The following is a 26,428-nucleotide window of genomic DNA, read 5'->3' as shown; positions in this document are numbered from 1 at the left end:
TCTTATTCTACTTCTTGCTTGATGGCTTCTTTTTCCAGCATCTCATTGATAATCATTGGAAACGTTTTATCTGGATTTAATTCAGCTTGAATGCCAATTTTTATCCAAAACTCTGCTTGAGCATTAACAGAGCGTGACATCACACTACTTGCTTTTCGCAAGTACTCATGTAACTCATCAGAAATTTTTACAATACCCACGTCAATCCTTATATACATATCATTATAAAACATATACGTTCTATAATAGAATTAAATTCATCTTCTTTCAATTGCTATTCGATATCGTTATAGGCATAAAATGCCGAAATAAAAAATAAGAAGAACAAGAGGAAATAAAACTCAATATAATGAGATTACCTTTTTATTTTTATATAGTTAATTATCTGTGTTTATAAATTCATACTATTTGATTTTAAACTATCAACTCTTATCAAAATAAAAGTTCTTTATTAAAAAATGTAGTTATTTACTAAATCCTTTCCAAAATAGCAACGATGCCCTAGAGCCTTGCATTCCTTAATGTTTATTCATTGCGTTTATTCTAAAATAATGTAATCATTACGCTATTTTTTGAGCTTCGTGAAATAAAGCCACTTAAGATTTATATTAGCATTTAATGCTAATACACTTTTCTAGTTTCCTTTTTAAGTATACTTAACCTCTAACAACTTTAGTCTTAACGCCTTCTATACATCATCACCATTCTCTTAATTAATTATATAAACTTATAGGAGTTATCATGCCTGCAAAATCAGATCGTATTATATTAACTGGAGGCCCCGGCTCTGGAAAAACCACACTAATAAATGAACTTAAAAATAGAGGTTATCCTTGTTTTTTAGAAGCAGGAAGAGCCATTATTCAAGACCAAAGTGTGATTGAAGGAAATGCATTACCATGGGAAGAACCTAACGTTTTTGCACAAGCAATGCTAATTTGGGAGTTACGGTCATGGCATGAAGCAAACAACAATAAAAAACTTTATTTCTATGATAGAGGCCTCCCTGATATTGCAGGGTATTTACTACTATGTGGTTTAGCTATTCCCAAACACATTGATAAGGCAATTAACTTATTTCGTTATTCCACAAATGTGTTTATAGCACCACCATGGGCCGAAATTTATACTCAAGATCAAGAAAGAAAACAAACAGAAAAAGAAGCAAAAGAAACCTATTTAGCTATGGTAGCTATTTATAAAAGATATAATTATAATTTAATAGAGCTACCTAAAATAAGTATAACTGATAGAGCTAATTTTATTATTAATAAAATATAAAAATTTATTATCAGCCAGTAGTCATTACTGGCATAGATAATAGTGTTAAATTTTAATAAGAAGCCATGATCTGCAAATCAGGTTTTTCGCCTCGCATAATTGCCCGTTGTTGTTCATGAACGGCTTCATTAATTGCTTTTTGTTCTCCGGGGGTTCGAGTATTCTTACCACAAACTAATGTAGAACACACTGGGCTGCCTATTCTATGGCTCCCTGAATTACCCGCACTAAAAGTAACATTATCAGTAGTACAACCCAGTAAAAGAACAGATAATAAGAAGATTACTATACGCATATTTTTCCATATAAAATAAATTTTAATTTGATATTAAAATATTAATAGGCATCAAAAGTATAATGTGGCTTTTGTTTCCATTTGAATTCAACTGTTTGTTTTTCTTCATTCCAAATAGGTTCAGGAACAGGCATGGTAAAGCTTATTTTTTGAATAGGCTTTAATGTTGAATTATTATTTAAATACTGATTATTTATTGATGGTTTTTTATCGTTTAAACCAACTTTAAAGACTTGTCCAAATCTTTGTTTTTCTTCTTGGGCTTCCACTTCAAAACGAGACTGTTTTCCTAACATAAAAGCCAAGTTATTATTAATCAAGTGACTATCAATATTGGGATTATTTGAGCGTGTTTCCGTTAACTTAACCTGAGTTATTTTATTAGTAGTACAACCAGTGCTTATAAATACAGAAAGTAATAAAAATAAAAAATAATGCATAAACTGAATGTCAATAAGAAATAGGAGAAAATAATTATTTCATAAAATCGTTTCATCAACAAAATAAATTTCTTCATTTATATAAAAATAAAAAAATCAACTTATAAAATGATAATAAGAGATAATTTAAGCTATAAACTGGTTAGTAATACAAAATAAGAGAATAACTTAACTTAAATAATGAGAAAAAAAGCCTTATAACTTTAATTATTATAAGGCTTATCGTAATAGAATAAAATTTATTGGCCTGCTGACATTTTTTTCATTTGCTCTAAAGAATCTAAAGCTTGCTTACAAGTACTTTCCTGAACATCTTTAGGTAATGCTGCAAATTGTTCTTTAGCTTGATCATATTGCGCTTTCATTGCTTCTGCTTGAGCTTTAGTTGAATCATTTTTTGCCATTAACTCAACATAAGAGTCAGTTTCTTTAAAATAGTCTTCACATGCTTTAGATAAATCAGCAGAAACAGCGATAGATGAAATTGACAACAAACCCAATGCTAAAATAAGCTTTCTCATAAATATCCTTTAAGTGTTATTAACCATTAAAAAGTAACTTCCATTATTTTCTTACGTCAGCATTATCTCAAATAATAATAAAATAAGGATAAGCATTATCTTAATTAAAAAAACAAAGCCTAATCTAATAATGATTATTATTACAAACACAATCAAAATATGATGATTAATTTTAGTTTATTAATTTTGACGTGATCTATTTAAAAGAATCATGCTTTATTCTTATATATAGTTGCTCCGTACTTAATAGGTTCTATTAGTCAGGGGGGCTCCCCCATCAACGGAGGCATTTGATGTCTATAAAATGGGTTTTAATCTTATCTGGATTTATTATTGGTGCTATTGCGTTACTTCTTGGTATTAACGGAAATCCACCTAATATGGGGATTTGTGTAGCTTGCTTTATTCGTGATAGCTCAGGAAGTATGGGCTTACATCACACCGAAACGGTACAATATCTTCGTCCTGAAATATTTGGTTTTATTCTTGGTTCTTTTATTGCCGCACTTATCTTTAAAGAATTTCAATCAAAAGCAGGTTCTGCACCTATTATTCGTTTTACACTGGGCTTTCTAATGATGGTTGGTTGCTTAGTATTTTTAGGTTGTCCATTAAGAATGGTACTTCGTATCGGTGCCGGTGATTTAAATGCTGTAATAGGATTAATTGGATTAATTATAGGAATTGGTATTGGCAGTTTATTTGTTAAAAAAGGATTTTCTCTCCCAAGAAATTACAGCCAATCACCTATAGAAGGTTTTATTTTACCTACTATATGTATATTCCTATTTGCTTTATTCTTATGGAAGAGTGATATATTCAATGCCAGTGTAAAAGGACCTGGATCAAGTCATGCACCAGTATGGATGTCTATCATTGCAGGGCTTATTATTGGTTTTATTATTCAACGAACAAGATTCTGCTTTATTGGAATGGCCAAACATGTATTTCTATCACGCAATTATAATATGGCGCTTGGTGTAATCGCATTAACACTCGTTGTTTTTATGGGTAATCTCTATTTAGGCAAGTTTAATTTTAGTTTTGAAAATCAACCCATAGCCCACAGCGATGGATTATGGAATTTTCTCTCTATGACACTGGTAGGCTTATGCGGTGTACTCATTACAGGTTGCCCATTACGACAACTAGCTAATGCTGGTCAAGGTAACTCAGACGCTGCAATAAGCGTGATGGGGATGTTAGTCGGGGCTGCATTTGCTCATAACTTCAATTATGCCTCGAGCCCAGCCGGTGTCACGGATAATGGTAAGCTAGTTATTATTATTGGTTTATTGTTTGCTGTCATTGTTGCGACCATTTATACCCTTAATATAAGTAAAGCAAATAATAATGGAACTAGAAAAAATGACGCATAACTATTTATTTCTTTTTCATGAACAATACGCTGTAAAAAAACTTCAACAACAACTCCAGCAAAATAATTTTTCCTCAAAAATTATTGATGCTCCGCGAAAAATATCATCAGAATGTGAGCTAGCCATATCTATTTATTTTTCTGACGATGAAAATTATAAACAGTATATTAATGATAATGTTAGAGCTGTTTATAAAATAAATTCAAATCATTTTGATGTACTTTGGAAAGATGAATTTTAACATAGTACATAACTAAATTACCATTTTTAGAACCTAGGCAGTAAAAAGGCTACATCAGTAGCCTTTTCTTTATAAATAAACGGTGTGATTTATACGATTTTTAATCAAAAATAAATTATTTTTCTAAAAATCAAAAACCATCCTTTTTTAGTTAGATGGTTTTGTATCTTTATAAATTTATGGAGTAATTATTTTTACTACTTACTCTTCTTCCGGTGGATTTTTGAGGATCTGATGAATTTTTTCTTTCAGTTTCAATTTTTGTTTTTTTAGCTCAACAACTTCTTCACCATACCCTCTTCTATCTTTATGCTCTAATCTAACAATTCTATGGTCAAGTTCGTTATGTTGTTCAAAAAGAGCACGAAAATCGGGATCAGTCTGGCGAAGTTTTGAAATTAAATCACGATATTCTGGAAACATAAATAGTTACCTTCCTTATTAATTGTGAATTAAATACTCTTATAATATTTACCCAAACCGAGTAGACTGTCATTGCCTTTATGTTAAAAACAAGACCAATATCAATTAATATTTTTATTTTTTAAAATAACCTATTATTCTTATATTGTGCACTTTCAACATAGTTATAAAATTCAATGCACAAGAGCGTATAAAAAATGTAAATATAATTAATCTAAAAATCATAACGTAATGAAAAATACGTGTTTATTTATCTCTTCAAACCAAACATATCCATCCCTACCAATAATAAATTATATCCTTTTGGTAGATAAAGATAATTTATTACTTTAGGTAGCCATCTTTCCAGATATTCTGTAAACAGAGTTGATAAAAGTTGTCTTTTGCACACGATATTCCTCACAATAGGAAAATCAACTTATCGCTATCAACTAAGTACCGCCAAAAGAGAACATAGAGCCATCTATTCACATAGCAAAAAGTAAAAACAAGTAAACCCACGTAACACCAGATGCTCATAGGGAATGAAAAAACACCAATTTGCCTTAAAACTAGACAACATAAAGCATAAAAACACTTTTTTACTAAAAAAAAGCATTTATTGTTAATTTATAAAATGAAAATTCACTACATTTATATCGATCTCTAATAGTTTTTTATACCCATCTATTCGAGTCACTAAGCCCAATGCCGCCACATTGGGCTTTTTTATTAGCAATGGTTAGTATTAGTAGCATGTCTGATTATAGCTAGATTACATCTCTTTCACTTTACTCTAATACTTTTTAAAAAACTAAAACCATTTGATTTAATGTAACTTAATCAATGCAAACGACTACATTAAGCAATATTTTTATTTTTTCTCTATTTTTTATCTCACTATATTAACGTGCCTAATTTTACAACCGTTCATTTAATACAATAAAAAACAGGTAAAACAATAAAAAACAGGTAAAACAATAAACTCCTACGACAAAAATCATAAAAATAGAGATGCCGACTTAATTCCCTCTTGTCGGCATTAGTTACTATTTATTAGATGAAATATCTTGCTCTCGTAATTTAGAAAGCGCTAATTCTTTCATCCAATCTGCAAGTAATGGTGCTGTTTTTATTGAATCCAATAATGCACGTTCTTTTTTTGTTAAACGAATAACAATAACTTCTGTTTTCATTGTAGACATAATATTTCCCCATTTGTAAAAAGAAAATATTGACACAAAACAGTAACAGAACGGTCTGACTTACACTGTTTTACAAAATCATCATTTAACGATGACGAGCAATACATTATGGTGGATTTATTTAACTTGGCTTAATCATTCTAATTTTTATATAGATGTTTTATTTAAGATGGATCATCATTAATAATAAGAACCATACAAATATAAATAAAGGTAAAAGAGTTAAAAGAAATTACAAATATGCGGAAAAGTATTATGTTAAGTTGTCGCGTAACTAGCAAACCAGCATCAAATCACACTAGCCATTTAATCTATATCCGCACAATCTGCTTCGGAAGCAGAAACCCCTTTCTCGCAAGAAAAAAGGAAGGTTCAACTCTTAAGGCTCTTAAACCCACAAGGTTATGGTTATAGATTAAAACTCAGCAATTGTTCAACTATATTTAATTCATTATAATATTTTAATCAAAAACATTATTAATGATTGAAACCACTATTGCTGTGCTTAATGCAATTAACACCAAATCATTTCCAACAATGCGCCATTCGTAGCCAGGATAGTAAGGTAATTGGCTAAGCATTTTTTCAGGAACCATTTTCTTCGCAATACCAGGAGGCAATGGCTTTCCTCTTACTAAATTTTTAGCAATACCTGGCGGTAGCGATGAGTATCCAGTAAATCCACCATTCAGAGCAATTGCTCTAGCCTCATTGTAAGATAACGAAATTGAGAAAGATGTTTCATTATCAAAGTGGTTATTTTGTGATTTATTATGCCATTTGTTTGGTTTCTCTCCTTGATATCCTTTATTTTGACCTCTTCCATGCCCATTATTTGGATCAGCATAAGAAGAAACAGATATCATTGACAATCCTATAATTATCAGCAACGATTTACTTATTCTAGAAAGCGTTCTCATATCTATGACCTCAACAATTAATTTTTCACAGAATATCCTTCAAGTTACACGACTACCATAAGTAATACTCCTAGAAAAAGAATAATTAACAATATCATAGGGTTGATTCTGTAGTCAGCACTGACAAAAGTCTCACTAAACCAATTATTATAATAAGTGACTGATTCATACTCTGCACTGCCAGAATTTTTCTGCTGTTAGATTATTCCAAGCATATTGAGTTAGTAATAAACTGATTCACAACACCCAAGATAAAACATATTGATATTTTTATATTACAAAAGATCATTATTGCGATATAGCTATTGAGTTTTTATTTTATTTTGTTTATTAATAATAATGTCATTAACGCTGTAGGGTTATAGATTCTAAGTTGTTCATTTAGTTAACATGCTGTTCTCATCATTATACGATATGAGTATTTTCCTTTTAATCCATCTTCCCCAGATGGATTTTTTTTGTCTTTGAATAATTTGAATAATAAGAAGAGCCATATAAAAAATAGGATACTTCAATTAAGTAAAATTGCGTGAACTATATCATTAGATTTAAAATTCTGTTTATTAAATAAATATCAAAATGATAATTTTGTAATTCTAAATGATAATTTTCACTCAAACAACCTTTCTTAGTATTCTTTTAATTTAGAAAATTAAAAATTAAAAATTAAACTTTGTGATCAGAATCAATAAAATTATCGACCATAAACATTGACCGTTATAAAAAAATAATTTATTAATAATAACGGAATTAATTTTTATACAAATGTGTAATGATTAATTTCTAGAATACTTATTTCAAATAAGTGTTCTAATTCCTTCCTACTGCATATTTTATTACTTTTTTAATCCATCTCACTCAGATGGATTTTTTTTACCTTTTCCCTTACCCATAAAAATATTTAATTTTTATAAAAAAACAATATTTTTTTATCTCATATTAATAAAATTAAATAAAAAACATGGAGATTTAAATTATTTTATAATATAAAGAAAACTCATAATCTTTTTCTTATTATAACAATATAACCCATTTCCCCCAATTCACCTTGGGGGTTTTTTATTGAATAATTTAATACAAAATAACAAAAAAGGTCACCGAAGTGACCTTTATAAGAATGCTAAATAATTTTTAATAAAACTAATAATTATTAGCTAGCTTTGCAACCACTCAATACTGGTTTGTCTGTTCCTTCAACTAAATCGGCATTATCACCTTTAGTATAAAGCTTATAGGTGTAATTTTTATTTATTGCCTCATAGTTTGCTCCAGAAGCCATTTTCATAATTTTCATTGGTATCATTTCGTTCATTTGATTAATAATTGCATAGCTATCCTTTTCTGTATTTATATAAATAACTTCCATTATTTTATTGTTTTCACATGTATAAGATACTTTCGTTACCTCATCTGCATTATCAGCCATAACAAAACCCGCAGATAAAAGGCTAACCGTAAAAGCAAAACTTTTTAATAATAGTTTCATATAATCTCCTAATACTATTTGGTAAATACGTCTAATACATCACTAACTAATTTAATATAATTAATCAAAATTTATATTTTTTTCCATGAGATTTATCCAATTGTAAAAAACGCCATTGATTTATTGAATAATAAAGAGATTATTTTAAGCTTTTCTTAATTTATATTGGAGATATAAACATGATTAGGTAAGTATTCAAAATATTAGCTGGCGAAATAGGAGTTGGTTCTAAGTTAAGAGATATGGAACAAAATCACAAAAGACTAGGCGTTTATTAAAAGCATTATGACAAATATAATTATTTAAGAGAAAAACACTTGATATGTAGAGTGAAAAGCCATCTTCACTTCAAGATTAGTGACATTTTATCTACACCCAACATAACGAGCTTTGAATATAGAATACTCCCTATATTATAATCCCCTCTCCCTACCTTAACTAATCAGTTTATCAGAATTAAGCTCAAACGAATTATCCACCAACACTGTATTTCTACCTAGTATAGGCGCCAAACTATTTCGCATTCAAGTTCTGTTACTTTGTATAAAATTCTTGCTTCACTCAGAATTTTAATACTTCTTCCCATAATTTTTGTCTAACTTTATCGAAATTCTTAAATTTTTGATCACACAATTTATCTGCTATTTAATCAGGAATGGGTACACTATTTTCTTCTCCTGCATTATTGATGCCACTTATCATTTAATTAATATAAAACAATCAGTTATAATATATTTGAACTAAATTTATAGAACTACCATTTATTCAAGGTAAATTGAAACTGTTTCTTAGTTAATTCCAATAAATTCATTTCAAATAAGTATATCAATACAGTACAATGAATTAATTTCTATATAGGGCGCCCATATGAAACAACAAATTAAGCCTGAATCAAATCAAATTACCCAACCATATTGGCCTACTTTAAAGCTGATATTGAGTTCTTTTATTGTTTTTAATTTCTACTTAAATTTAGCTGATAAAAATAAAGTCTCATTTTTTATTGATATTTTTGACTTAACATTAATTCCTATGTTTGTATTTATAGTTGCATTCGTAACGAAGAATACCACGTGGAAATCTTTAAAACTTAGTTTACTTTCATCTTTTATCATTTACTTAACATTTCAAACAGTTGATGCAATTCCGCTATACTTCTCAGGCGAATTAAGTTTAAATACTTATATCTTTGAACCTCAAAATGGAGTATGGTTTTTCTTAGCCACTCCTGTTTGGCAAGCTTTTTTCTTATTATTACCAAAAAAATTAAAATCTAATAGCTTAATATTGTTTTGTATTTTGATAGGATCATTATTCCTTTCTTATTTAGCCCAAAATCATTTAATTAACTCGTCAAAATTTTTCTCTATTATTATATATTTCCCATTCTTTATAATTGCTTATTTTATTAGTGCTGAAAAAATATCCTCACTTAGAAAAAAGCCTTGTTTGATAATTGTAATCACGACAACTTTAGCTATAGTCGCACTCTATCATAAGGAAAGTATCACAAGCTTAATTATAAACATGACCAAAGTTGATTTTTTATCGCCTTTTTTTGTTATGTATATTTTAAAATTCTTTATAAGTATCGTTTTAGGTTCTAGTATAATTTATTTCGCTTTATCAACTGATAAATATGCTAGAGTATCAAACAATGCTTTAGGTGTTTATTTAATCCATCCTATTATTTGTTTTATTTTTTTACAAATCCTAGCTTATTTCCATGTAGAATATAATTCATTAGTAATAATATTACTGACACTATCAACTATTTGCCTCTCTATTTTATTAACTTTTAACTCTACCATTCACTGGTTTATTGAGCCTAAAAGAGTTGTTTTTTTTCAAAAGGATTAAGACAGATATGATTATTTAAGAAAAAATAGGGTTCACGTAATGTGTGGTGTAAAAATTTTTCGTTACTAAAAGATGAGTAACACTTTATCTGTATCCAACATAATAGCTTTAAACGTATAAAAACCCCCATTAAAAGGCCTCTGTTAACTTAAAAAAGCAATAATTAATCTTTTTAAATCAAGACGTACCATTTTTTGCAAGCCATTCTTTAACGCCCCCTTCGGGGGCGTTTACACTAACGTCGATATCTTTAGCTACACGATTAATGTAGTTCAGCATTATCTGCCATAACAAAACTAGAAGACAAAATACCTACGGCAAGAAAAATACTTTTAAATAAAAATCTCATATAGCCTCCTAAATGCCATTACGTTAGCATTTATAGAGTATTCTTTTACTCTTCACTCATTAAAAAAACTATCTGAAACTCTAATGGGATTTATACCATTTAATATTAATCAATTAGTTATCTTTTGTTGGCCCCATGCAACGACTATTATGGCAACTAGCGAATCCAGCTATCGCTTTATTTGAATATACTCGAGTAAATTTGGGATGAGTCCAAACATTGGGCTGAACGTATAATCTAAAGCTTTTACCTGTTGTGTAGTAATAATGTGCTTGCTGAAAAAAGTGCTCATAAGAAGAAGCCCAATCTGACTTGTTAGACACTGCACAGGCGATAACTTCACCACCATGATTCATGGCTTTAACACAAAAATACCGACCATCTTCAATTTTTCCCGAATTAAAATCCGTTAACGTAACATTAGAATAATATTCAATATTATGACTTAATGTATCTGTGGCAAATGCCGCTGGCGTTAATAATGAAAAGGCAAAAAATAGACTACGCACTAACATACTATTCCTTAATAAAATAAAGATAAAAAGCCTCTAATTAGAATAATATTTCTTATTATTTTTTATTCTTTGCTGTGAACAAAGCTACAGTACCTTGTACATGTATAGAGATGTCATGGAATAAAGAGGAAAGCATTCCTTCCAAAGAGTCCGCTGAATCAGAATAATTGCAAAAAATACCTTTTTTGTTGTAAATAGACATTAATTTTTTACCAAAAATATTATGTTTTACTCCTTGCCCTAAAATCGTTGTGCCATATAAAACCCCTTTTTCTGTCAGTAAATAACTTATATTTTCTATCGCTTTTTTCTTATCAACCATCGTTCCTGGTAAACAATGTAGTAAATAAAACAAGGAGATAGAATTATAAGATGCATTTAATTTATTAGAAAAAGGCTGAAAAACATCATGCTGGAGACAATTTATTAATTTATCATCAGGTACATACTTTTTAGTATGTTTCAGACTGTGTAAATTAAGATCAGTCAATGAGATTTCTTTTATATAATTTAAAGATTTTTTTAAATAAAATCCCGTTCCAACACCAATATCCATATGGCGATCGCCGAGATGATTTTTAAAATGTGGTATTAAATATTTATTCGTATCACACTGCCATGCATAGCTATTAGAAATATTAAGCACCCACCAATCATATAGCTTCAATGACACTGGTGTATATACTTTAGCTCCATCATGTGTACTTAATGTCATACAATACCCTATCAAAAAATGACTATTTTATTTTTTATTTCTTGAATGAATAGTTGGAAATACCGAATAGTAAATCAGGAAATATTTTTAAAATATCATCTACTAACTAAATCACTTACTTCATTTCTATTAATTATAAATGAAAGCTTTCATTACTAAAAATTATCAATAATAACAATGACATATGATTTATTATTCTATATTTTAAGTAAATTTCAGTAACAATCAGCAACCATTACTTACCTTTATAATCTAAATATGATTAAGTAATAATCACTATTAACTAACTTATTCTGGTGATAGTTATGTCTTGCAAATACAAAATTCCTCTTGGAATTAATGTGCTAGATGCTACTCAAACACGAATTGAATGGTTGTTTGATACTTTTGAACAAATCTCTCTCTCCTTTTCTGGAGGTAAAGATTCTACTGTTCTGTTTCATCTTGTTGCTGCAGAAGCAAGAAAGCGACATCGAAAATTCAATGTTATGTTTCTTGACTGGGAAGTCCAATACTCCGCTACCATTAGCCATGTTGCAAAAATGAAGCTTTTGTATGCAGATTGTACGGAACGATTTTACTGGATAGCATTACCTATAACGACAGAAAGTGGGATCTCACAATATGAACCAACTTGGACGGCTTGGGAACCTGAAAAAAAATGGGTAAGACAACCTCCAGAAGATGCAATCACTGATCCAAACTTTTTCCCTTTTTATCATTCGAATATGATTTTTGAAGACTTTACACCCGCATTTAATCAATGGATCACAGGAAATCATCGTAGTTCAGTTATTTTATTAGGGATCAGAGCCGATGAATCATTAAATCGCTTTATTGCTATCAATAACAACAAAAAACTACGTTATGCTGATGATATACCATGGACAACGGCATCACCCGAAGGTTTTTATTATATGGCCTATCCTATTTATGACTGGCATGTAAAAGATATTTGGACATACATTTCACGTTTTAACCTCCCCTATAATTCTATTTATGATCTAATGCACCAAGCTGGGGTTAGTTTAAGTCAGATGCGCATTTGTGAGCCATTTGGTCCTGAACAACGTAAAGGACTATGGTTATACCATGTTTTAGAACCTGAGACGTGGAGTCTCGCCTGTGAACGAGTGAGCGGTGCTGATGCAGGTATGTTATACACTCACCCTCATAATAAATCAGGTTTTTTTGGGCAACGTAAAATTAGTAAACCTACCCATCATACATGGAAATCTTACGCCCACTTTTTACTAGCGAGCTTACCAAAACAAACAGCCGAACATTACCGAAATAAAATCGCAGTTTATCTTCATTGGTATGCTGAACGGGATTACCCAAATGGAATACCTGATGAACAAGACGGTGATACTAGCAGTAAACAAATCCCGTCTTGGCGACGGATCTGTAAAACTATTTTACGTAATGATTTTTGGTGTAGAACATTAGCATTTAGTCCTACCAAATCACACTGTTATGACCGATATTGCAAACGGATACAGGAAAAACGTAAAAATTGGCAGTTGATTTAACAAGAGGTAAATATGACTATTGAAACAGTGTTTTCTTCACTAAAAGATTATTTGCTAAAACTAAATGATGAACAAAAAATCGAAGCGATAAACAAAATTAAATTATTTCTTCATCAAATTAGCCCGTTCAAAAATGAACCTATAGATTGTGTTCTTTGGGTAAAGCAAAATCAAGTCGTAGCAAATGACTACAATCCTAATGTTATGTCTCCTACAGAAAAGAGATTACTCAAAACCTCATTAATAAAAGACGGTTATACTCAACCCGTTGTAGTATTGTCTGCACAACAAAATAAAACTAAACAATTGCAATGGCAAATCATTGATGGCTATCATCGTTATTTATTAAGCAAAGAAAATGCCTTAAAAAAACGGATTAATAATTATTTGCCCGTCACCATCCTTGATATTAAAAACAACACAATGTCAGATCAAATAGCAACTACTATTCGGCATAATCGAGCAAGAGGACAACATCAAGTCGCAGCGATGTCAGATATAGTTAGAGATCTATCTCGATTAGGATGGAGCGATAAACGAATTGGTGATGAACTAGGTATGTCACAAGATGAAGTATTACGCTTAAAACAAATCTGTGGATTAGCTGAATTATTTTCAAAGCGCCATTTCTCAGAGGCTTGGACAGTAAAATAAAAAATAACTGTTTTCTACCGATAAAACCAATCAACTCGGTTTTAAATTAATCCAATTTAAAACCCTGACAAAAACAATTAAGGCTACACATAATGCGTAGCCTTAATCTTATTCACGTTACCTAACTCAATTAGCTTTTATCTTTGTTTTCTATCGCTATTGTTTGCCGTTTTTCTTCTTCCGGCAACTCATATTCAATAGCAATAGTCAGAAGCCCACTTGATAAATCGGCTTTTTCTATTTTAACATTTTTACCGAGGTCAAACTGCAATGTAAATTGTCCTTGAGATATACCTCGGTGGATCCATTTATCATTGTCTTCTTCTGATTTTTCTTCTTTTTTCCCTTCAATCAATAAACGACTTCCTTTTAATGAAACCGATAGGTCATTTTCTTGATATCCAGGCACACTCACTGTCAGTTCATAATGGTTATCATCAATCTGTTTCAGGTTATAAGTCTGTACAGGTGATGCTATTGGCTTACTGCCTGTTAACTGACTAAACAGGCGATCTATCTGATCAAAACGATTTGAAACTAAGTTGTCAGATAATGTTGGGAATAATGAAAAAGGTTTAATGTTAGGCATAATTCCTCCTTCAGTATTTAGTAAATTATGGGCGGTATCTTATTGACCCTAAATATAAATATGAACGAACGAGAGTTTTTCAAGCCCTAAAACCTAAATTTTTTTATCTGTAACCAATATGAGATTGTAGATAGCAAAAAACCCCGCCGAAGCGAGGTTTTGTATATTCAACTATTTAATGCTTAACTCATTTGAGCTGTCATCACATTTTTGCAAAAGATACATTTTGCGCCGCCCGGGTTGTTCACTGAGACATCGAATTGTGATGTTCTATATTGTGAACCGCGATAACAAGGGCATTTAAACAAGGTCTTCTGTTGCTCGATATGATCTAGCAGATGTACTAATTGCAATTTCTTTCATAATATAAATATAGTATTCGATATTAAATGTTTCATTTTAATATTTTTTAGAAAAATATTAACCATCAAATAATTAACAACAACTCTCACCATGAAAAATATATTTTTTTGATATTTTTATACAATAAAAATGCATTTATGAAAAATAATCATTGCTATTTTATATTATATTAATTAATAATAGCAACGTTATTAGACATTATCCGTTTATTTAAATTTGCTTTATTCGATAAATTTCGTCATTTTCATTATACGATTGATATATACATTTCTTTAATCCATCTAAAAAGATGGATTTTTTTTACCTTCCTTTCAAAAAGAAGAAAAACCTTACTATTAAAACTGATACTAAATTAGTATTTTTTTATCTCAAAATAATAAATCCCCCAAAAAAGCATTGCAATTAACAATTATTTTATTATAAATGATACCTACAATATTTTTTCCTATGTCATTATATAACTCACTTCCCCCAACTCACTTGGGGTTTTTTTATTAAAAACCGATATGAATATTTTGATCTTTTTTAAAAGATTAAATAAATGCTAACACAAAGTTACATACATAGAGTTCCATATTTATATATACAACTCACCATTGCTATTTTCTCTAAGATATTTAAAAAGGAAAAGTTTTTATGTCTAAGAAATTAATCATTACTATAGCAACATCAATATGTTTACTTTCTGGCTGTGCAGTTAGATTAGCATCCTCACCAGAAGATTACCAAGGATCTGATTTTTCAAGAATTAGGGCTAAAAATTACGCATACCCACTTACGATGAATATTTATGAGAAAGACGGGGACTGCTATAAACACACTGATACAAAAAGTTTGGGGCCTGGATTTAATATTTTTGGTATAAAATCAACATATAACAAAAAAATACCTGGAATGTTACCCGCATCAAAAGAAATGCAAGGATTAGATGCTCTAGAATATAAAATAAAAGCTAATCAGCGGATTGAATTAGAATATAAAGCAGTAACATTCCGTTCTCAATACACACAAACAATTACAACATACCGACATAGATTTATACCTAAAGAAGGTCATGACTATGATTTATATGACGACAATTTAGGAATAATAAATATCTTTGATTTAACAACAAATAGCTTTGTAAATGATGGCTGGGGAAGCGACAAAGAATGCAAAGGTAAAGTAAGTTATTGGACAGGTAAAATGAATTATGATTAAAGCTAATAATATTACTTACCACCTTATTAAACCTCATTTAACTTATGTAAACTATTTTCTAAAAACAGAGTGGATAAACTTATTGACTCCCCCTCAAACGAGAAACACTTGATATATGGAGTGAAAAGCTTTTTCACTTTAAGATATATAATAATTATTTTACATAAAGTTAATCAACGATGATATTTTTAGGTAATCATAACCACCCGTAAAACGGGTGGTTTGCTCTCGCCCTATAAGGGTTTGTTATCGACTGCGCCTTAATGACGCTGCTTTCTCTTCGTTCAAGCTAAGTGTCTTTGCTACTTTGACTTACCCCTTGAAGAGGTTTTCATATTCTTACTACTCAATTTATCCAAGATTAAATCCGACTTTTCTTGCTCTCTGATATACTTTTGAATAGAGGCTTCATTGAGTCCAACTGTTGTGTCATAGAACCTTTCCGCCCAAAACTTTCTGTTGCCAAATTTATATTTGAGATTGGCATGTCTATCAAAGATCATCAACGAACTTTTACCTTTCAAATATCCCATGAAACTTGATACGCATATCTTCGATGGAATACTCACTAACATATGAACATTATTTGGCATAAGATGCCCTTCGATTATTTCCACACCTTTATACTTACAAAGGTCTCGAAGGATCTCACCTATACTTGAACGAATTTTATTAAAAATTACTTTCCGTCTATATTTCGGCGAAAAGACGATATGGTATTTACACAGCCACTTTGTATGTGCTGAGATTTGTGCTTTAATGCCCACAATAAAAACCGGAAACTAATAAGCTCCCGTTAACTATTTATCAAATTAACAATTACCTATATTTGATAATTGCGCCTTCCATACCTTTAATGATTAAATCAGCAGCTTCTGTCCAACCCATATAGCGTAGCATTATACCCATAATAATTAAGTAACTTATTAAATAAATTATAATTATTGAGGAGATAATTTATTTTTTATGTGATCTTGGTTTGTATGTAACTGGTTGATTTTTAGTTCGGGTTGGAGTGGTTTTGTGGAAGTAATTTAAAGTGTTCGAAAGCTTATTAAATTTACTATCAAGTATACTAACCTAGTATTTATATTAAATAATAGAAAGTGAAAATTTAATTAAAATAATTCATACTGGAAATAAATTAGGGATTTTTATTTAATTTGAATATTTTTCACTATACTAATGTAGTGAATATTAAAAAAAACAAAATAACAATTTATTATGCAATATCTCAAGTTTGATTGTCAGCTTTAAGCAACACGCTGGTTTAATGGAATAGTTAGGGATTTTTTTCTATTAAGAATTAGATTAATTTTCACGATACTATTATATACACTCATTTGATATATTTTGACAATTATATCAAATGAGTGTATATATAAACTTGCATTAGCGAATCGCTTTTTTGCAACAATCGGCTGAGATTACTTATCTTCAATTGACTAATGCCGTAAGGCGCTTAGTTTAACTAAGCTATTCGGGAGAAGCCCCACACAGGCCCCTCTCTCGGCTACGCAGAGTAGAGTTGGACGGTAAGCTTGATCATGGGGGTGTATGGCAGTTGTCAGTTATAGCCGATAAAAGCAACATACCCTCCAGCCCTCTTTATTTGAGGTGATCAAGCTTATATTGTATAAAGGATTATTATGTCTCTCCAAATACGCCATACCAAAAAGAATACTGTCTCCGCAATAAACTCTATTGATTCATTATGTTCTACTCTGAGTATAACAAGAACTGAACTTGAAACAGTTTTAACAACTCCTGATAAAGAAAGATACACTCCTTCTGCAGTTGAGAAAAGTGATGGTAGTATAAGAAATGTTTATAATCCAAAATCATCGATTAGAAAAATTCAACGTCGAATAAACAGGAGAATATTTAATATATATACTCCGACAGGACGAGAAAAAAAGAATCCTCCTATTATTTGGGCATCATATCTTTTTGGCTCAATTCCAAATCAATTTCTGGATGAAGATATTGAACAAAAAGATTACATTGCATGCGCACGAGTTCATTGCCAATCGAAAAGTCTTCTAAAAGTAGACATTAAAAACTTTTTCGATAATGTTCAAGCAATACATGTTGAAAATATATTCTCCAATTTCTTCTTTTTTAGTGATGATGTATCAAAGGCTTTGACGAATATCTGCTGTTATGAAGGGCATTTAGTACAAGGTGCTTTAACGTCAAGCTATTTATCTTGCTTATGTTTATATGACGTTGAATGGAAAATTGTTGATAGGTTATCTCGAAAAAATTTAAGGTACACTCGTTTAGTCGACGATATCACAGTATCATCAACTATATCTAATTATGACTTTTCATATGCGAAAGATATAATTATCAATATGCTGCATGAAAAAGATTTACCTGTTAACTTGAAAAAAACTCAGCAGTATTATACATCGACTACTCCATTAACAGTTCACGGGTTGCGAGTTTCATTTTCTGAACCGAGGCTCCCTTCATACGAGGCAAAACTAATTAGAGCATCCGTACGCAACATTGAAAGCTTAGCCTCGGAAAGAAATTATCGAACAACACATGCGTATAGAAAAGACTTCAATAGATGTATGGGCCGAGTCAATAAGCTTAAGCGAGTAAATCACTCTCAATATAAGAACTTAGTAAATCGACTGTTGAAATTACTTCCTTTACCATCAAAAAAAGATCTTGAAAGAGTTTCTATTTCCTTAGCCAACCTTGAGGATGATTTTAATAAAGGTAAGCATGATACTTATTGGTATTGGAAAAGATATCATAGAGTGCATGAGCGTATAAACATCTTACAACGAACCTTTGTGCGAGAAGCTATTATATTTCGCGATAAAACAAAAGTTATAAAACCAAGCTATATACAATAATCTTTAGGTTAAGGTAATGAAAAAATTTTTTAAAAGATATTTCCTTCTAGAAAGAATAGACTCTCCTCCTCTTAGATACTTGCTCCTATGTTTGATTACTATTATTTCTCTAGGCATTATTCTTTTTATAACTTCATTATTTTTTACTGGGATACAAGAAGGCTTTTTTAGTCGAAATTTTTGTTTCCATAATACCTGTATTTCAAACTTCACTAAAGGTTATTCACAGTCCATATTAATACTACAAGCAACTTTCATATTATTGGGATTAGTAGCAAGCATCGGTGGTATAGTTGTTGCTTTACTTGGGTATACTAATAGTGTTAGCGTGTCAGCTCTCGGTAACCATATTTCGCACTTTAAGATATTTCAAGAGTACTTATCATACGAAATCAATAAAAGAGATCGTCTATCCCCATCTTCGTTTGATATATTTAAATGGTATAACATTATTTTTAATAAGTCCCGCTCTGGCTCTACATCCATCTCTCAAGACTACCGCGATCTGATTATCAAAATAAATAGCGCTATTACTGAGTCAAATAATGCATGCTCACATGCAAAATCAGGTTCATTCTCTTACGTAAAGCACCAAATAAACATCACGACTTTGCTTCGAGATTTTGGAATTACTCATCCACGATTACCCAGAAATGATTACTATGAGGTTGAAGATCAAGTTTTTGAATTGATAGATAATATTAATAGAGAATTTTGTTATTCATCATCCATAGAACCATTAGTAAAAAGACTGTATAGATAATAAATTTATACTTTTGCTTTAGCGACCTTACATACCCAACTCGTTATGGTGGTTTTCTATCACCCACCATACTCCCTCACATCAATATAAAAACACTGCTTTCCTAGTGAGGTTGTTGACATCTGTCCTGAAACTATCATGGAATGAGGGATAATACGGTTACCTCGGCCACAAAGAGTTACCCTAATTGTTTTTCCTCCCATCGAATCCATCATCCCAATATGCCCTATTGTTGTGATTAATACCGCACAAGGAAACCTAACATCCACGCCACTCCAATTATTTCCTGTGAGCACAAAGTTATTTCCCTCTAATAAATTAAGTGGTCTTTGGCTTGAGGCATGTGTAATAACACCTTTATGATAGATTTGAATTCCCCATTTTTGAGGATGAAGTGAAATATGATAAGAAGACTTCACAAATACATAGAGTTCATATTCTGCTGAATTACCTTGAATCGTATCGATTAAATTCACACACCACGCATTGTTCTCATAAATTACTTCAGATAACCCACTTAATGATGGATTCGAGGAATCAAGAACTCGAATAAAAATAAGTGGCACTGCGTTATTATTACCTTCGATAACTTTAATTAATCCCGGCTTAGTTTTTATCTTCTTTAAAAATACGGCTGATTCATAAGGTGTTAATTCTTCGGTAATACCCTGATTAAAAAATAATACACCATATTTACTCATATAAGAACAAAATGACTGGTCTGGATAACGCTAATTCATAAATCCCATGCTCTTAGGTATAAATAACTATTTCCAGTGTTATTACAATGGATAATATTAATGAGCATCTTCAAATAATAATTAAATTAGATAGTATTTAAATTCAGCTATATACTTTTTTATTAAAATACTATGATCCTGTTACTATCAAATCCATATGATGTTGCAAAATTAATATATTCATTCAACAAATTTGATGGCATGGTCGGTGTACGTGATAATATCCATAAATAATCTTTATCTGGCCCTACAACCAAAGAATATTGATAATTTTTATCCAATTTGATGATATTATATCCACCATAGAACGGACCAAAAAATGATACTCTTAATGCACCTTTATTAGATGAACCAACAAAATAAGCCTTACCGATACTTTCTTTCCAGCGATGTTTATTTTGACTCCAACCTCGATTAATAACCTTAACACCACCATCATCTCGTAATGAATAATTTGCGGTAACTTTCGTTAAGCCTTTTTCAAAACGATTATCTATTCTAGCGACCTCATACCACTGCCCAAGATAACGTGATAGTTCAAAATTATTAATAGGCTCAATATCACTCGGAGGAATAACATTGCATCCAGTAAGAATAAATGAACTTAAAAAAGTGACAAAAGAACGTATCATATTTTCCTCCTATCAATAAGTTTATTATAATCCATAACGTAATCTTAAGGATTGAGGATAAGGATGAAAATATCTCTGTTTACTCAAATAATTATCAGGATACTCTGATAGATAATGATTAATTAATGTTAAAGGTGCTAATAAAGGCTGTATTCCTTGACGATATTCTAAAATCAATTGACTTAATGCTTGTCGCTGATTTGGTGTTAAATAGCGCTTAAAATACCCCTGTATATGCATAAGAACATTGGTATGATTACGTCGTGTTGCTTGGTGCTGTAATAATGTCATAAATCTATTTCGATATTCATCAAAAAAAGCTTCCAATGAATGCCATTCTTTATTATTAGCAACAAAGCGACCTAACTCTCTATAAAGAGGTTGAGAATGAGCCAATAAGAGCAGTTTATATCTTGTATGAAAATCGATTAAAGACTGACGAGTAAATGCGTCCATTCTCAATTCATTCAACTCATCCAGTGCAAATACACGTATAACAAAATTTTCTCTTATATGAGGATCATTCAATCGCCCATCTTCCTCTATTGGTAACCAAGGCATCATTTTTTTCAGATTTTCTGTAAAAATACCCGTCCCTGCTTTCCGATTACCATTACCAATAGGATCATATACACGAACACGCTCTAATCCACAACTTGGTGATTTTGCACAAACAATATACCCACTAAACTGATTAAATTTCTCTAAATACTCAACAGAATACCGATTCATCTTTTCAGTTAAATCACCTTCACTCCCGTTACTAAATTTTAATGCAATTTCTCCTGAATTTGATTTAACTAATCTTAGTGCGGGCCTTGGTGTAGGTAAACCAATAGCCATCTCAGGACAAGCCGATTGATATTCAAAATAATCAGATAGTTCATCTACGGCAAGAAGAAAGCGCTTATGACCACCATCAAACCTAACATTATTCCCTAATAAACAAGTGCTAATCCCTACAAAAATTTTTTTACCAACAAAATTATTTTTGTGAATATCTGTAACAGAGTTAAACATTCTTACTACCTCATATGAAACATTCATATAATCTGATTATAGTAGATCATAACTGTATTCATATTAGTAAGATTATGCTTTTTTTACTACTTTTATAATTTTAATTAGGTTTCAATCTTTCAGCACTAGAAATATATAATTCAATAACTAGTAGCAGTATCGTTCCTGAGTAAACAATAAGTAACTGAGTATTTTTATATTCAACAACAATTAACCTAATTATCGCAGTTATTGCGATGTAAATAAAATATTACAATGGAAAATGATAATTATACTGAAAATATTTAATAATTAATGCAATAAATTCAAAATAAAAAATAGATGAGAGGCTTTACATTTAATTAGGTCGCAATCAAGGCATCGAACCTCAATTTTTAATTTAAATAAAACCCAATACTCTCCCAGTTAAGCTAATAGCGGAATGAATTTATCTGAACCAATGAACTATCACGAATGCAACTAAGAGCAATAAAACAATGATAATTACATTCAGTATATTTGAGTCGGATAATAATCTAGAGCAGATAACAAGATAAATAACTTACGAGATCTTTTTGTCCTTCAGAATAAAATCAAGTAATGCTTGGGTACGTCGTTTTTGAGGAAAAATATAGAAGCACATCCTCTACGCTTTCGTTTTTATAAATACTTTCAACATCAATCATTATCTTATCTCCTGAGATTTATCATATGCTTCGATAGCCTCTGGTGTATATAAAGGCTGTGTCCCTTCGTTGATATTATAATCTTCTAGCATCGCTGTATGAGTATTATTACAAACCTCTTCAATATTATTCGGAACCTAACCATCTTTAATGCCTAAATTACGATACCGTTCTAACATTGGTTAATTTATCCATATGCATAGTCTCCCAGAGGAGTGTCCGTTGATGATTAGTGAGAGCGAGTGAAAAGTGAAACGATAAAAATTAGGTAGGTATTGATACTTTTAAGTGTCTTCAATAAACCTTCAAGCAACTACTCTTTAAGTGACGCATTAGAAACAATTACAAGACCATACATATCCATGTATTCGTTTGTTATAAGTACCCTTGAATAAATTGCTTCGTTTTCTCTGACAAATAAACACAACTCTCCTGTGTGTTTTTACGCCAATAGGATTCCATCGCCACCAGCAATGGAGCACCAGCATCACTAATTTTTTGCAAGCCGATTCGATATTGCTTTTTACCTGCGGGAGATGTCATGCAAATTAATTGCGTCAGTTGTTGGGTTTCACCATCAGCCGTATGGATATTGGCCGTTAAAATGATAGAGGTGTTCTTTTCACTGTCTGTTTCTGAAGCATAGTGAAGACTAAACTGTAATTCACTTATCTCTTTTGACATAAATATTTACCGATTTATTTTAGTTAATAAGGTTCCGACTCATAGCTCTTGTATGAATGGTATAATTGGGTGTTGATTCTGTGGTCGGCGCAGATGGAAAGTCTACAAAGTAACCTTATTTAATTTAGGGTTGAACATATAAATAAGAATAATTATCATTACACATGTATCAAATTTGACAGAGCTGATACGAATTAATACGACATGACTTACATTGCTTCTTGTGTTTATTTTATATGCCGATATGACTCCTAGCGTATCGGCATTTTTTTATTTTGTGTTAGGTAATTCTTTCATACCTACAATTTAGATATTCCGCTCAGTGCCAGAAGCGGACTTTACTAACTTCCTCCATTTGAAGTTTTTTCAAGTGTCGAATATTGGGAAAGAACGTCAATGATCCGCGAGACACATTCATCACTGGATAAACTGTATGAGTCTAAAATAAGGTGTTCTCTGTTCCATGGTTCATAAGTCAAGTTTGTGACATCTTTCCAGTCAGGCAAGGTTAATCCCTCAACTTCAGATACTCTGGTTTCAACTCGTTTACGATGCTCAATTATATCGGAACACACAATCTCAATTTCTAAAAAACCAGTTTTTGCGAATAAAGCTATATCTCGATAGGCATCACGGGTTAACGCCAATGGATTCACTGAGTCAGCAATTACTGTTGCCCCTAATTGCAGATTCTCTCTGGCGAGTGAGTAAGCGACAAAATAACCAGCAGGCCCCATTTCGCGATCATCTTCATCGGCTTTGCGTATGGCTTGCTCAATCGTGTCGATTCGCAAGTAAAAAGCGTTTAACCGCTTTGCCAAAGCCTGAGCGATAGTACTTTTCCCGCTTCCAGGCAAACCACTGAAAATGATTAGCATAACTTGTCCTTTAAATAATGAAATCTAATAACATTGAAATATTTCGAACCCTAAATTGTTGGATTTCGTGAAGCTATTATGACAAGCGATATGACAAGAGTCGAAGAATATTACTACTCGTATTAATACTTGACGTGTCCGCCTTCGCTCAAAACTAATTGTGTTTTACCTACTAACCCCATTAAATCAAGTCTGGCCAAATACAATTATTCCCCGACAAAAACAATTAAGGCTACACATTATGCGTAGCCTTAATCTTATTCACGTTATCTAACCCAATTATTTTTTATCTTTATTTTCTATCGCTATTGTTTGCCGTTTTTCTTCTTCAGGTAATTCATATTCAATAGCAATAGTCAGAAGTCCACTTGATAAATCAGCTTTTTCTATTTTAACATTTTTACCGAGGTCAAATTGCAACGTAAATTGTCCTTGAGATATGCCTCGGTGGATCCATTTATCATTGTCTTCTTCTGATTTTTCTTCTTTTTTCCCTTCAATCAATAAACGACTTCCTTTTAATGAAACCGATAAGTCATTTTCTTGATATCCAGGCACACTCACTGTCAGTTCATAGTGGTTATCATCAATCTGTTTCAGGTTATAAGTCTGTACAGGTGATGCAATTGGCTTACTGCCTGTTAACTGACTAAACAGGCGATCTATCTGATCAAAACGATTTGAAAGTAAGTTGTCAGATAATGTTGGGAATAATGAAAAAGGTTTAATGTTAGGCATATAACTCCTCCTTCAGTATTTAGTGAATTATGGGTGGTATCTTATTTACCCAAAATATAAATATGAACGAGCAAGTATTTTTCAAGCCTTAAAACCTAAATTTTTTATCTTTAGCCAATATGAGATTGTAGATAGCAAAAAACCCCGCCGAAGCGAGGTTTTGTATATTCAACTATTTAATGCTTAACTCATTTGAGCTGTCATCACACTTTTGCAAAAGATACATTTTGCGCCGTGTGGATTGTTCACTGTGACATCAAATTGTGATGTTCTATATTGTGAACCACTACAACAAGGGCATTTAAAATAGAGGCGAATAGTAATAGCGCCTTTAGAGAGCCACCACGTTGCCTGCTGCTGGGCCTTTCATACCATTTTCCATGGTGAATGAAACTTGTTGGCCTTCCGCTAATGTTTTGAAGCTATCACTTTGGATTGCAGAGAAATGTACGAAGACATCTTTGCTACCATCAGCTGGAGTAATAAAACCAAAACCTTTACCTTCATCGAACCATTTTACTGTGCCAGTCATTGTATTAGACATAGAATTTCCTTTAATTTATTTAATTTGCCATAAGGCATATGCGGTTTGTTTTGTATTTTTACTTATGGGTATTAATTAGAAGGAATTCACAATGAAGAGGTATCGAGGATAACGCTAAACGGGAACAACTTTAAACTTACTAACATAAATAGGTCTGTACTTCCAAACCAGTGACGCTATTAAGCCATAGAAAAATGCAGATAGCAAACTTTATTTTTTAACGATGAAACCACTTGTATACTATCGAAAATAAAACCCTATTAAAAGGTACCGACTCACAGATCTTGTGAAAGTCAGGTGTTGTGATTAATTCTGTTAGTCGGCATATACAGAAAAGACCACAGAAGTGGCCTTTAGATCTAGAAAGTAATTTTATTGATTATGGTTTAACGCTATAACGACTAGTAATCGCCACTCTATTAAACGCACCTATAATTATTGAAATCCATTCAATTGAAGCTAATTGTGCCTCATCCCAATATTTAGCAGATTCTTGATAGATATCATCAGGCACATACTCGTTATGAATAAGGTTCACAGACTCGGCTAAAGACAAAGCAGATTTCTCTTTTTCTGAAAAATACTCAGTTTCCTTCCATGTAGCAACCAATGCTATTTTATCAATACTTACACCACATTTTTGTGCATCCTGTGTATGAAGCCTTACACAGAAAGCACAACCATTTATTTGTGAAAGCCTTAACTTTAACAGATGAATAAAGCCTTCTTCTAGTCCAGCCAATATTGCTTGCTCATCAATATTATTACTCATGGTAATTAATTGACTATATGCCTTAGCATTTTTTTTCGATAGTGATACTCGGCTATTCATACATACTCCATAGATATATCTAACATCTGGATATACAACCAGTTTTTTACAAATATCTTTATCATATTTGTGTCATGTACATAAGTAATTCAAATGAACATTAAACTACTAG

General features: G+C 31.3%; 30 protein-coding genes and 3 pseudogenes. 9 read left to right on the top strand and 24 right to left on the bottom strand.

Translation table 11 applies throughout. From position 1 onward, the window contains the following. Positions 1-2: 2 nt before the first annotated feature. Positions 3-200, bottom strand: coding sequence for a ParD-like family protein (locus DK858_RS09775; protein WP_109397232.1), 198 nt, complete (start codon positions 198-200; stop codon positions 3-5). A 541-nt stretch (positions 201-741) separates the two neighbouring features. Here DK858_RS09775 and DK858_RS09770 point away from each other — a divergent pair. After that, the gene (locus DK858_RS09770; RefSeq protein ID WP_109397231.1) at positions 742-1,281 is read left to right on the top strand and encodes an AAA family ATPase; all 540 of its coding nucleotides are present in this window, start codon (positions 742-744) and stop codon (positions 1,279-1,281) included. Positions 1,282-1,333: 52 nt separating this feature from the next. Here DK858_RS09770 and DK858_RS09765 read toward each other — a convergent pair whose 3' ends face one another. The 3 genes from DK858_RS09765 to DK858_RS09755 all read right to left on the bottom strand — a co-directional run bounded on the left by DK858_RS09765 (position 1,334) and on the right by DK858_RS09755 (position 2,537). Further along, positions 1,334-1,576, bottom strand: a complete 243-nt coding sequence (locus DK858_RS09765; RefSeq protein WP_109397230.1) for a hypothetical protein — start codon at positions 1,574-1,576, stop codon at positions 1,334-1,336. A 41-nt stretch (positions 1,577-1,617) separates the two neighbouring features. After that, positions 1,618-2,016 carry a hypothetical protein gene (locus tag DK858_RS09760; RefSeq protein ID WP_109397229.1) on the bottom strand — a complete coding sequence of 133 codons (399 nt, stop codon included), beginning with the start codon at positions 2,014-2,016 and terminating at the stop codon, positions 1,618-1,620. Positions 2,017-2,255: 239 nt separating this feature from the next. Continuing rightward, positions 2,256-2,537: a DUF5339 domain-containing protein gene (locus DK858_RS09755; protein ID WP_109397228.1), complete on the bottom strand. Its 282-nt coding sequence runs from the start codon at positions 2,535-2,537 to the stop codon at positions 2,256-2,258. 293 nt (positions 2,538-2,830) lie between these two features. Between DK858_RS09755 and yedE the strand changes: the two genes are divergently transcribed. Then, positions 2,831-3,916, top strand: a complete 1,086-nt coding sequence (gene yedE, locus DK858_RS09750) for a YedE family putative selenium transporter (protein ID WP_228407281.1) — start codon at positions 2,831-2,833, stop codon at positions 3,914-3,916. Next, entirely contained in the window at positions 3,891-4,157 is a 267-nt protein-coding gene (locus DK858_RS09745) for a putative Se/S carrier-like protein (protein WP_109397226.1), read from the top strand. The genes yedE and DK858_RS09745 overlap by 26 nt, the downstream gene beginning before the upstream one ends. A 201-nt stretch (positions 4,158-4,358) precedes the next feature. Here DK858_RS09745 and DK858_RS09740 read toward each other — a convergent pair whose 3' ends face one another. From DK858_RS09740 to DK858_RS09730, 4 genes are all read right to left on the bottom strand, one after another. Then, positions 4,359-4,580, bottom strand: a complete 222-nt coding sequence (locus DK858_RS09740) for a DUF465 domain-containing protein (RefSeq protein ID WP_109397225.1) — start codon at positions 4,578-4,580, stop codon at positions 4,359-4,361. Positions 4,581-5,608: 1,028 nt separating this feature from the next. Beyond that, positions 5,609-5,764: a hypothetical protein gene (locus tag DK858_RS18155; RefSeq protein WP_185900850.1), complete on the bottom strand. Its 156-nt coding sequence runs from the start codon at positions 5,762-5,764 to the stop codon at positions 5,609-5,611. A gap of 461 nt (positions 5,765-6,225) precedes the next feature. Then, positions 6,226-6,684, bottom strand: coding sequence for an anti-virulence regulator CigR family protein (locus DK858_RS09735; protein WP_109397224.1), 459 nt, complete (start codon positions 6,682-6,684; stop codon positions 6,226-6,228). Between the two features lie 1,150 nt (positions 6,685-7,834). Next, on the bottom strand, positions 7,835-8,170 hold the full coding sequence (locus DK858_RS09730) for a c-type lysozyme inhibitor (protein WP_109397223.1): 336 nt from the start codon (positions 8,168-8,170) through the stop codon (positions 7,835-7,837). 867 nt (positions 8,171-9,037) lie between these two features. On the opposite strand from DK858_RS09730, the gene DK858_RS09720 reads away from it, so the two are divergent. Beyond that, positions 9,038-10,030, top strand: a complete 993-nt coding sequence (locus DK858_RS09720) for an acetyltransferase (RefSeq protein WP_109397222.1) — start codon at positions 9,038-9,040, stop codon at positions 10,028-10,030. A 462-nt stretch (positions 10,031-10,492) separates the two neighbouring features. Here DK858_RS09720 and DK858_RS09715 read toward each other — a convergent pair whose 3' ends face one another. Together DK858_RS09715 and DK858_RS09710 are read right to left on the bottom strand one after the other, a co-directional pair. After that, positions 10,493-10,894 (bottom strand): subtilase family AB5 toxin binding subunit, encoded by a 402-nt coding sequence (locus DK858_RS09715; RefSeq protein WP_072062617.1) that lies wholly within the window; start codon positions 10,892-10,894, stop codon positions 10,493-10,495. 55 nt (positions 10,895-10,949) lie between these two features. Continuing rightward, on the bottom strand, positions 10,950-11,609 hold the full coding sequence (locus tag DK858_RS09710; RefSeq protein ID WP_109397221.1) for a class I SAM-dependent methyltransferase: 660 nt from the start codon (positions 11,607-11,609) through the stop codon (positions 10,950-10,952). Positions 11,610-11,914: 305 nt separating this feature from the next. Here DK858_RS09710 and DK858_RS09705 point away from each other — a divergent pair, with 305 nt between their 5' ends. Then, positions 11,915-13,141, top strand: a complete 1,227-nt coding sequence (locus DK858_RS09705; protein WP_109397220.1) for a phosphoadenosine phosphosulfate reductase — start codon at positions 11,915-11,917, stop codon at positions 13,139-13,141. 12 nt (positions 13,142-13,153) lie between these two features. Next, positions 13,154-13,795, top strand: coding sequence for an IbrB-like domain-containing protein (locus tag DK858_RS09700; protein ID WP_109397219.1), 642 nt, complete (start codon positions 13,154-13,156; stop codon positions 13,793-13,795). Positions 13,796-13,925: 130 nt separating this feature from the next. Here DK858_RS09700 and DK858_RS09695 read toward each other — a convergent pair whose 3' ends face one another. Both DK858_RS09695 and ymcF (DK858_RS18330) read right to left on the bottom strand, forming a co-directional pair. Next, on the bottom strand, positions 13,926-14,384 hold the full coding sequence (locus DK858_RS09695) for an Hsp20 family protein (protein ID WP_109397218.1): 459 nt from the start codon (positions 14,382-14,384) through the stop codon (positions 13,926-13,928). Between the two features lie 200 nt (positions 14,385-14,584). Further along, positions 14,585-14,722 (bottom strand): annotated as a pseudogene (gene ymcF, locus DK858_RS18330) (cold shock small protein YmcF); the annotation flags it as partial. Between the two features lie 661 nt (positions 14,723-15,383). On the opposite strand from ymcF (DK858_RS18330), the gene DK858_RS09690 reads away from it, so the two are divergent. Then, a complete protein-coding gene (locus DK858_RS09690; RefSeq protein ID WP_109397217.1) occupies positions 15,384-15,947 on the top strand; it encodes a hypothetical protein in 564 nt (187 codons plus the stop codon). A gap of 302 nt (positions 15,948-16,249) precedes the next feature. Here DK858_RS09690 and tnpA read toward each other — a convergent pair whose 3' ends face one another. Together tnpA and DK858_RS09680 are read right to left on the bottom strand one after the other, a co-directional pair. Further along, positions 16,250-16,714: an IS200/IS605 family transposase gene (gene tnpA / locus DK858_RS09685; protein WP_109397216.1), complete on the bottom strand. Its 465-nt coding sequence runs from the start codon at positions 16,712-16,714 to the stop codon at positions 16,250-16,252. Between the two features lie 67 nt (positions 16,715-16,781). Beyond that, a pseudogene (locus DK858_RS09680) lies at positions 16,782-16,850 on the bottom strand (hypothetical protein); the annotation flags it as partial. Between the two features lie 746 nt (positions 16,851-17,596). Here DK858_RS09680 and DK858_RS09675 point away from each other — a divergent pair. Together DK858_RS09675 and DK858_RS09670 are read left to right on the top strand one after the other, a co-directional pair. Further along, positions 17,597-18,820: a reverse transcriptase family protein gene (locus DK858_RS09675; protein ID WP_109397215.1), complete on the top strand. Its 1,224-nt coding sequence runs from the start codon at positions 17,597-17,599 to the stop codon at positions 18,818-18,820. Positions 18,821-18,836: 16 nt separating this feature from the next. Then, positions 18,837-19,583, top strand: a complete 747-nt coding sequence (locus tag DK858_RS09670) for a retron Ec48 family effector membrane protein (RefSeq protein ID WP_109397214.1) — start codon at positions 18,837-18,839, stop codon at positions 19,581-19,583. Between the two features lie 59 nt (positions 19,584-19,642). Here DK858_RS09670 and DK858_RS09665 read toward each other — a convergent pair whose 3' ends face one another. The 10 genes and pseudogenes from DK858_RS09665 to DK858_RS09615 all read right to left on the bottom strand — a co-directional run bounded on the left by DK858_RS09665 (position 19,643) and on the right by DK858_RS09615 (position 26,316). Then, entirely contained in the window at positions 19,643-20,284 is a 642-nt protein-coding gene (locus tag DK858_RS09665) for a hypothetical protein (RefSeq protein ID WP_109397213.1), read from the bottom strand. Between the two features lie 161 nt (positions 20,285-20,445). Next, positions 20,446-20,955, bottom strand: a complete 510-nt coding sequence (locus DK858_RS09660) for a lipocalin family protein (RefSeq protein WP_109397212.1) — start codon at positions 20,953-20,955, stop codon at positions 20,446-20,448. A 24-nt stretch (positions 20,956-20,979) separates the two neighbouring features. Next, a complete protein-coding gene (locus DK858_RS09655; RefSeq protein WP_109397211.1) occupies positions 20,980-21,975 on the bottom strand; it encodes a YbgA family protein in 996 nt (331 codons plus the stop codon). A gap of 100 nt (positions 21,976-22,075) precedes the next feature. After that, positions 22,076-22,288: pseudogene (locus DK858_RS18325) on the bottom strand (phosphate-starvation-inducible PsiE family protein); the annotation flags it as partial. 727 nt (positions 22,289-23,015) lie between these two features. Next, complete coding sequence (locus DK858_RS09635; protein ID WP_228407279.1) at positions 23,016-23,324, bottom strand: hypothetical protein; 309 nt, start codon at positions 23,322-23,324, stop codon at positions 23,016-23,018. Positions 23,325-23,665: 341 nt separating this feature from the next. Then, positions 23,666-24,202 carry an AAA family ATPase gene (locus DK858_RS09630; protein ID WP_109397210.1) on the bottom strand — a complete coding sequence of 179 codons (537 nt, stop codon included), beginning with the start codon at positions 24,200-24,202 and terminating at the stop codon, positions 23,666-23,668. Between the two features lie 279 nt (positions 24,203-24,481). Continuing rightward, entirely contained in the window at positions 24,482-24,940 is a 459-nt protein-coding gene (locus DK858_RS09625; protein ID WP_023582443.1) for an Hsp20 family protein, read from the bottom strand. Between the two features lie 183 nt (positions 24,941-25,123). After that, entirely contained in the window at positions 25,124-25,264 is a 141-nt protein-coding gene (gene ymcF, locus DK858_RS18570; RefSeq protein ID WP_418312483.1) for a cold shock small protein YmcF, read from the bottom strand. Between the two features lie 7 nt (positions 25,265-25,271). Beyond that, the gene (gene cspE / locus DK858_RS09620; RefSeq protein WP_004244726.1) at positions 25,272-25,484 is read right to left on the bottom strand and encodes a transcription antiterminator/RNA stability regulator CspE; all 213 of its coding nucleotides are present in this window, start codon (positions 25,482-25,484) and stop codon (positions 25,272-25,274) included. Positions 25,485-25,863: 379 nt separating this feature from the next. Then, complete coding sequence (locus tag DK858_RS09615) at positions 25,864-26,316, bottom strand: carboxymuconolactone decarboxylase family protein (RefSeq protein ID WP_109397209.1); 453 nt, start codon at positions 26,314-26,316, stop codon at positions 25,864-25,866. Between the last annotated feature and the right edge of the window lie 112 nt (positions 26,317-26,428).

The sequence above is a fragment of the Proteus faecis genome (genome assembly GCF_003144395.1).
In the GTDB taxonomy this organism is placed as follows: domain Bacteria; phylum Pseudomonadota; class Gammaproteobacteria; order Enterobacterales; family Enterobacteriaceae; genus Proteus; species Proteus faecis.
This window is presented reverse-complemented; position numbering and strand designations above follow the sequence as displayed.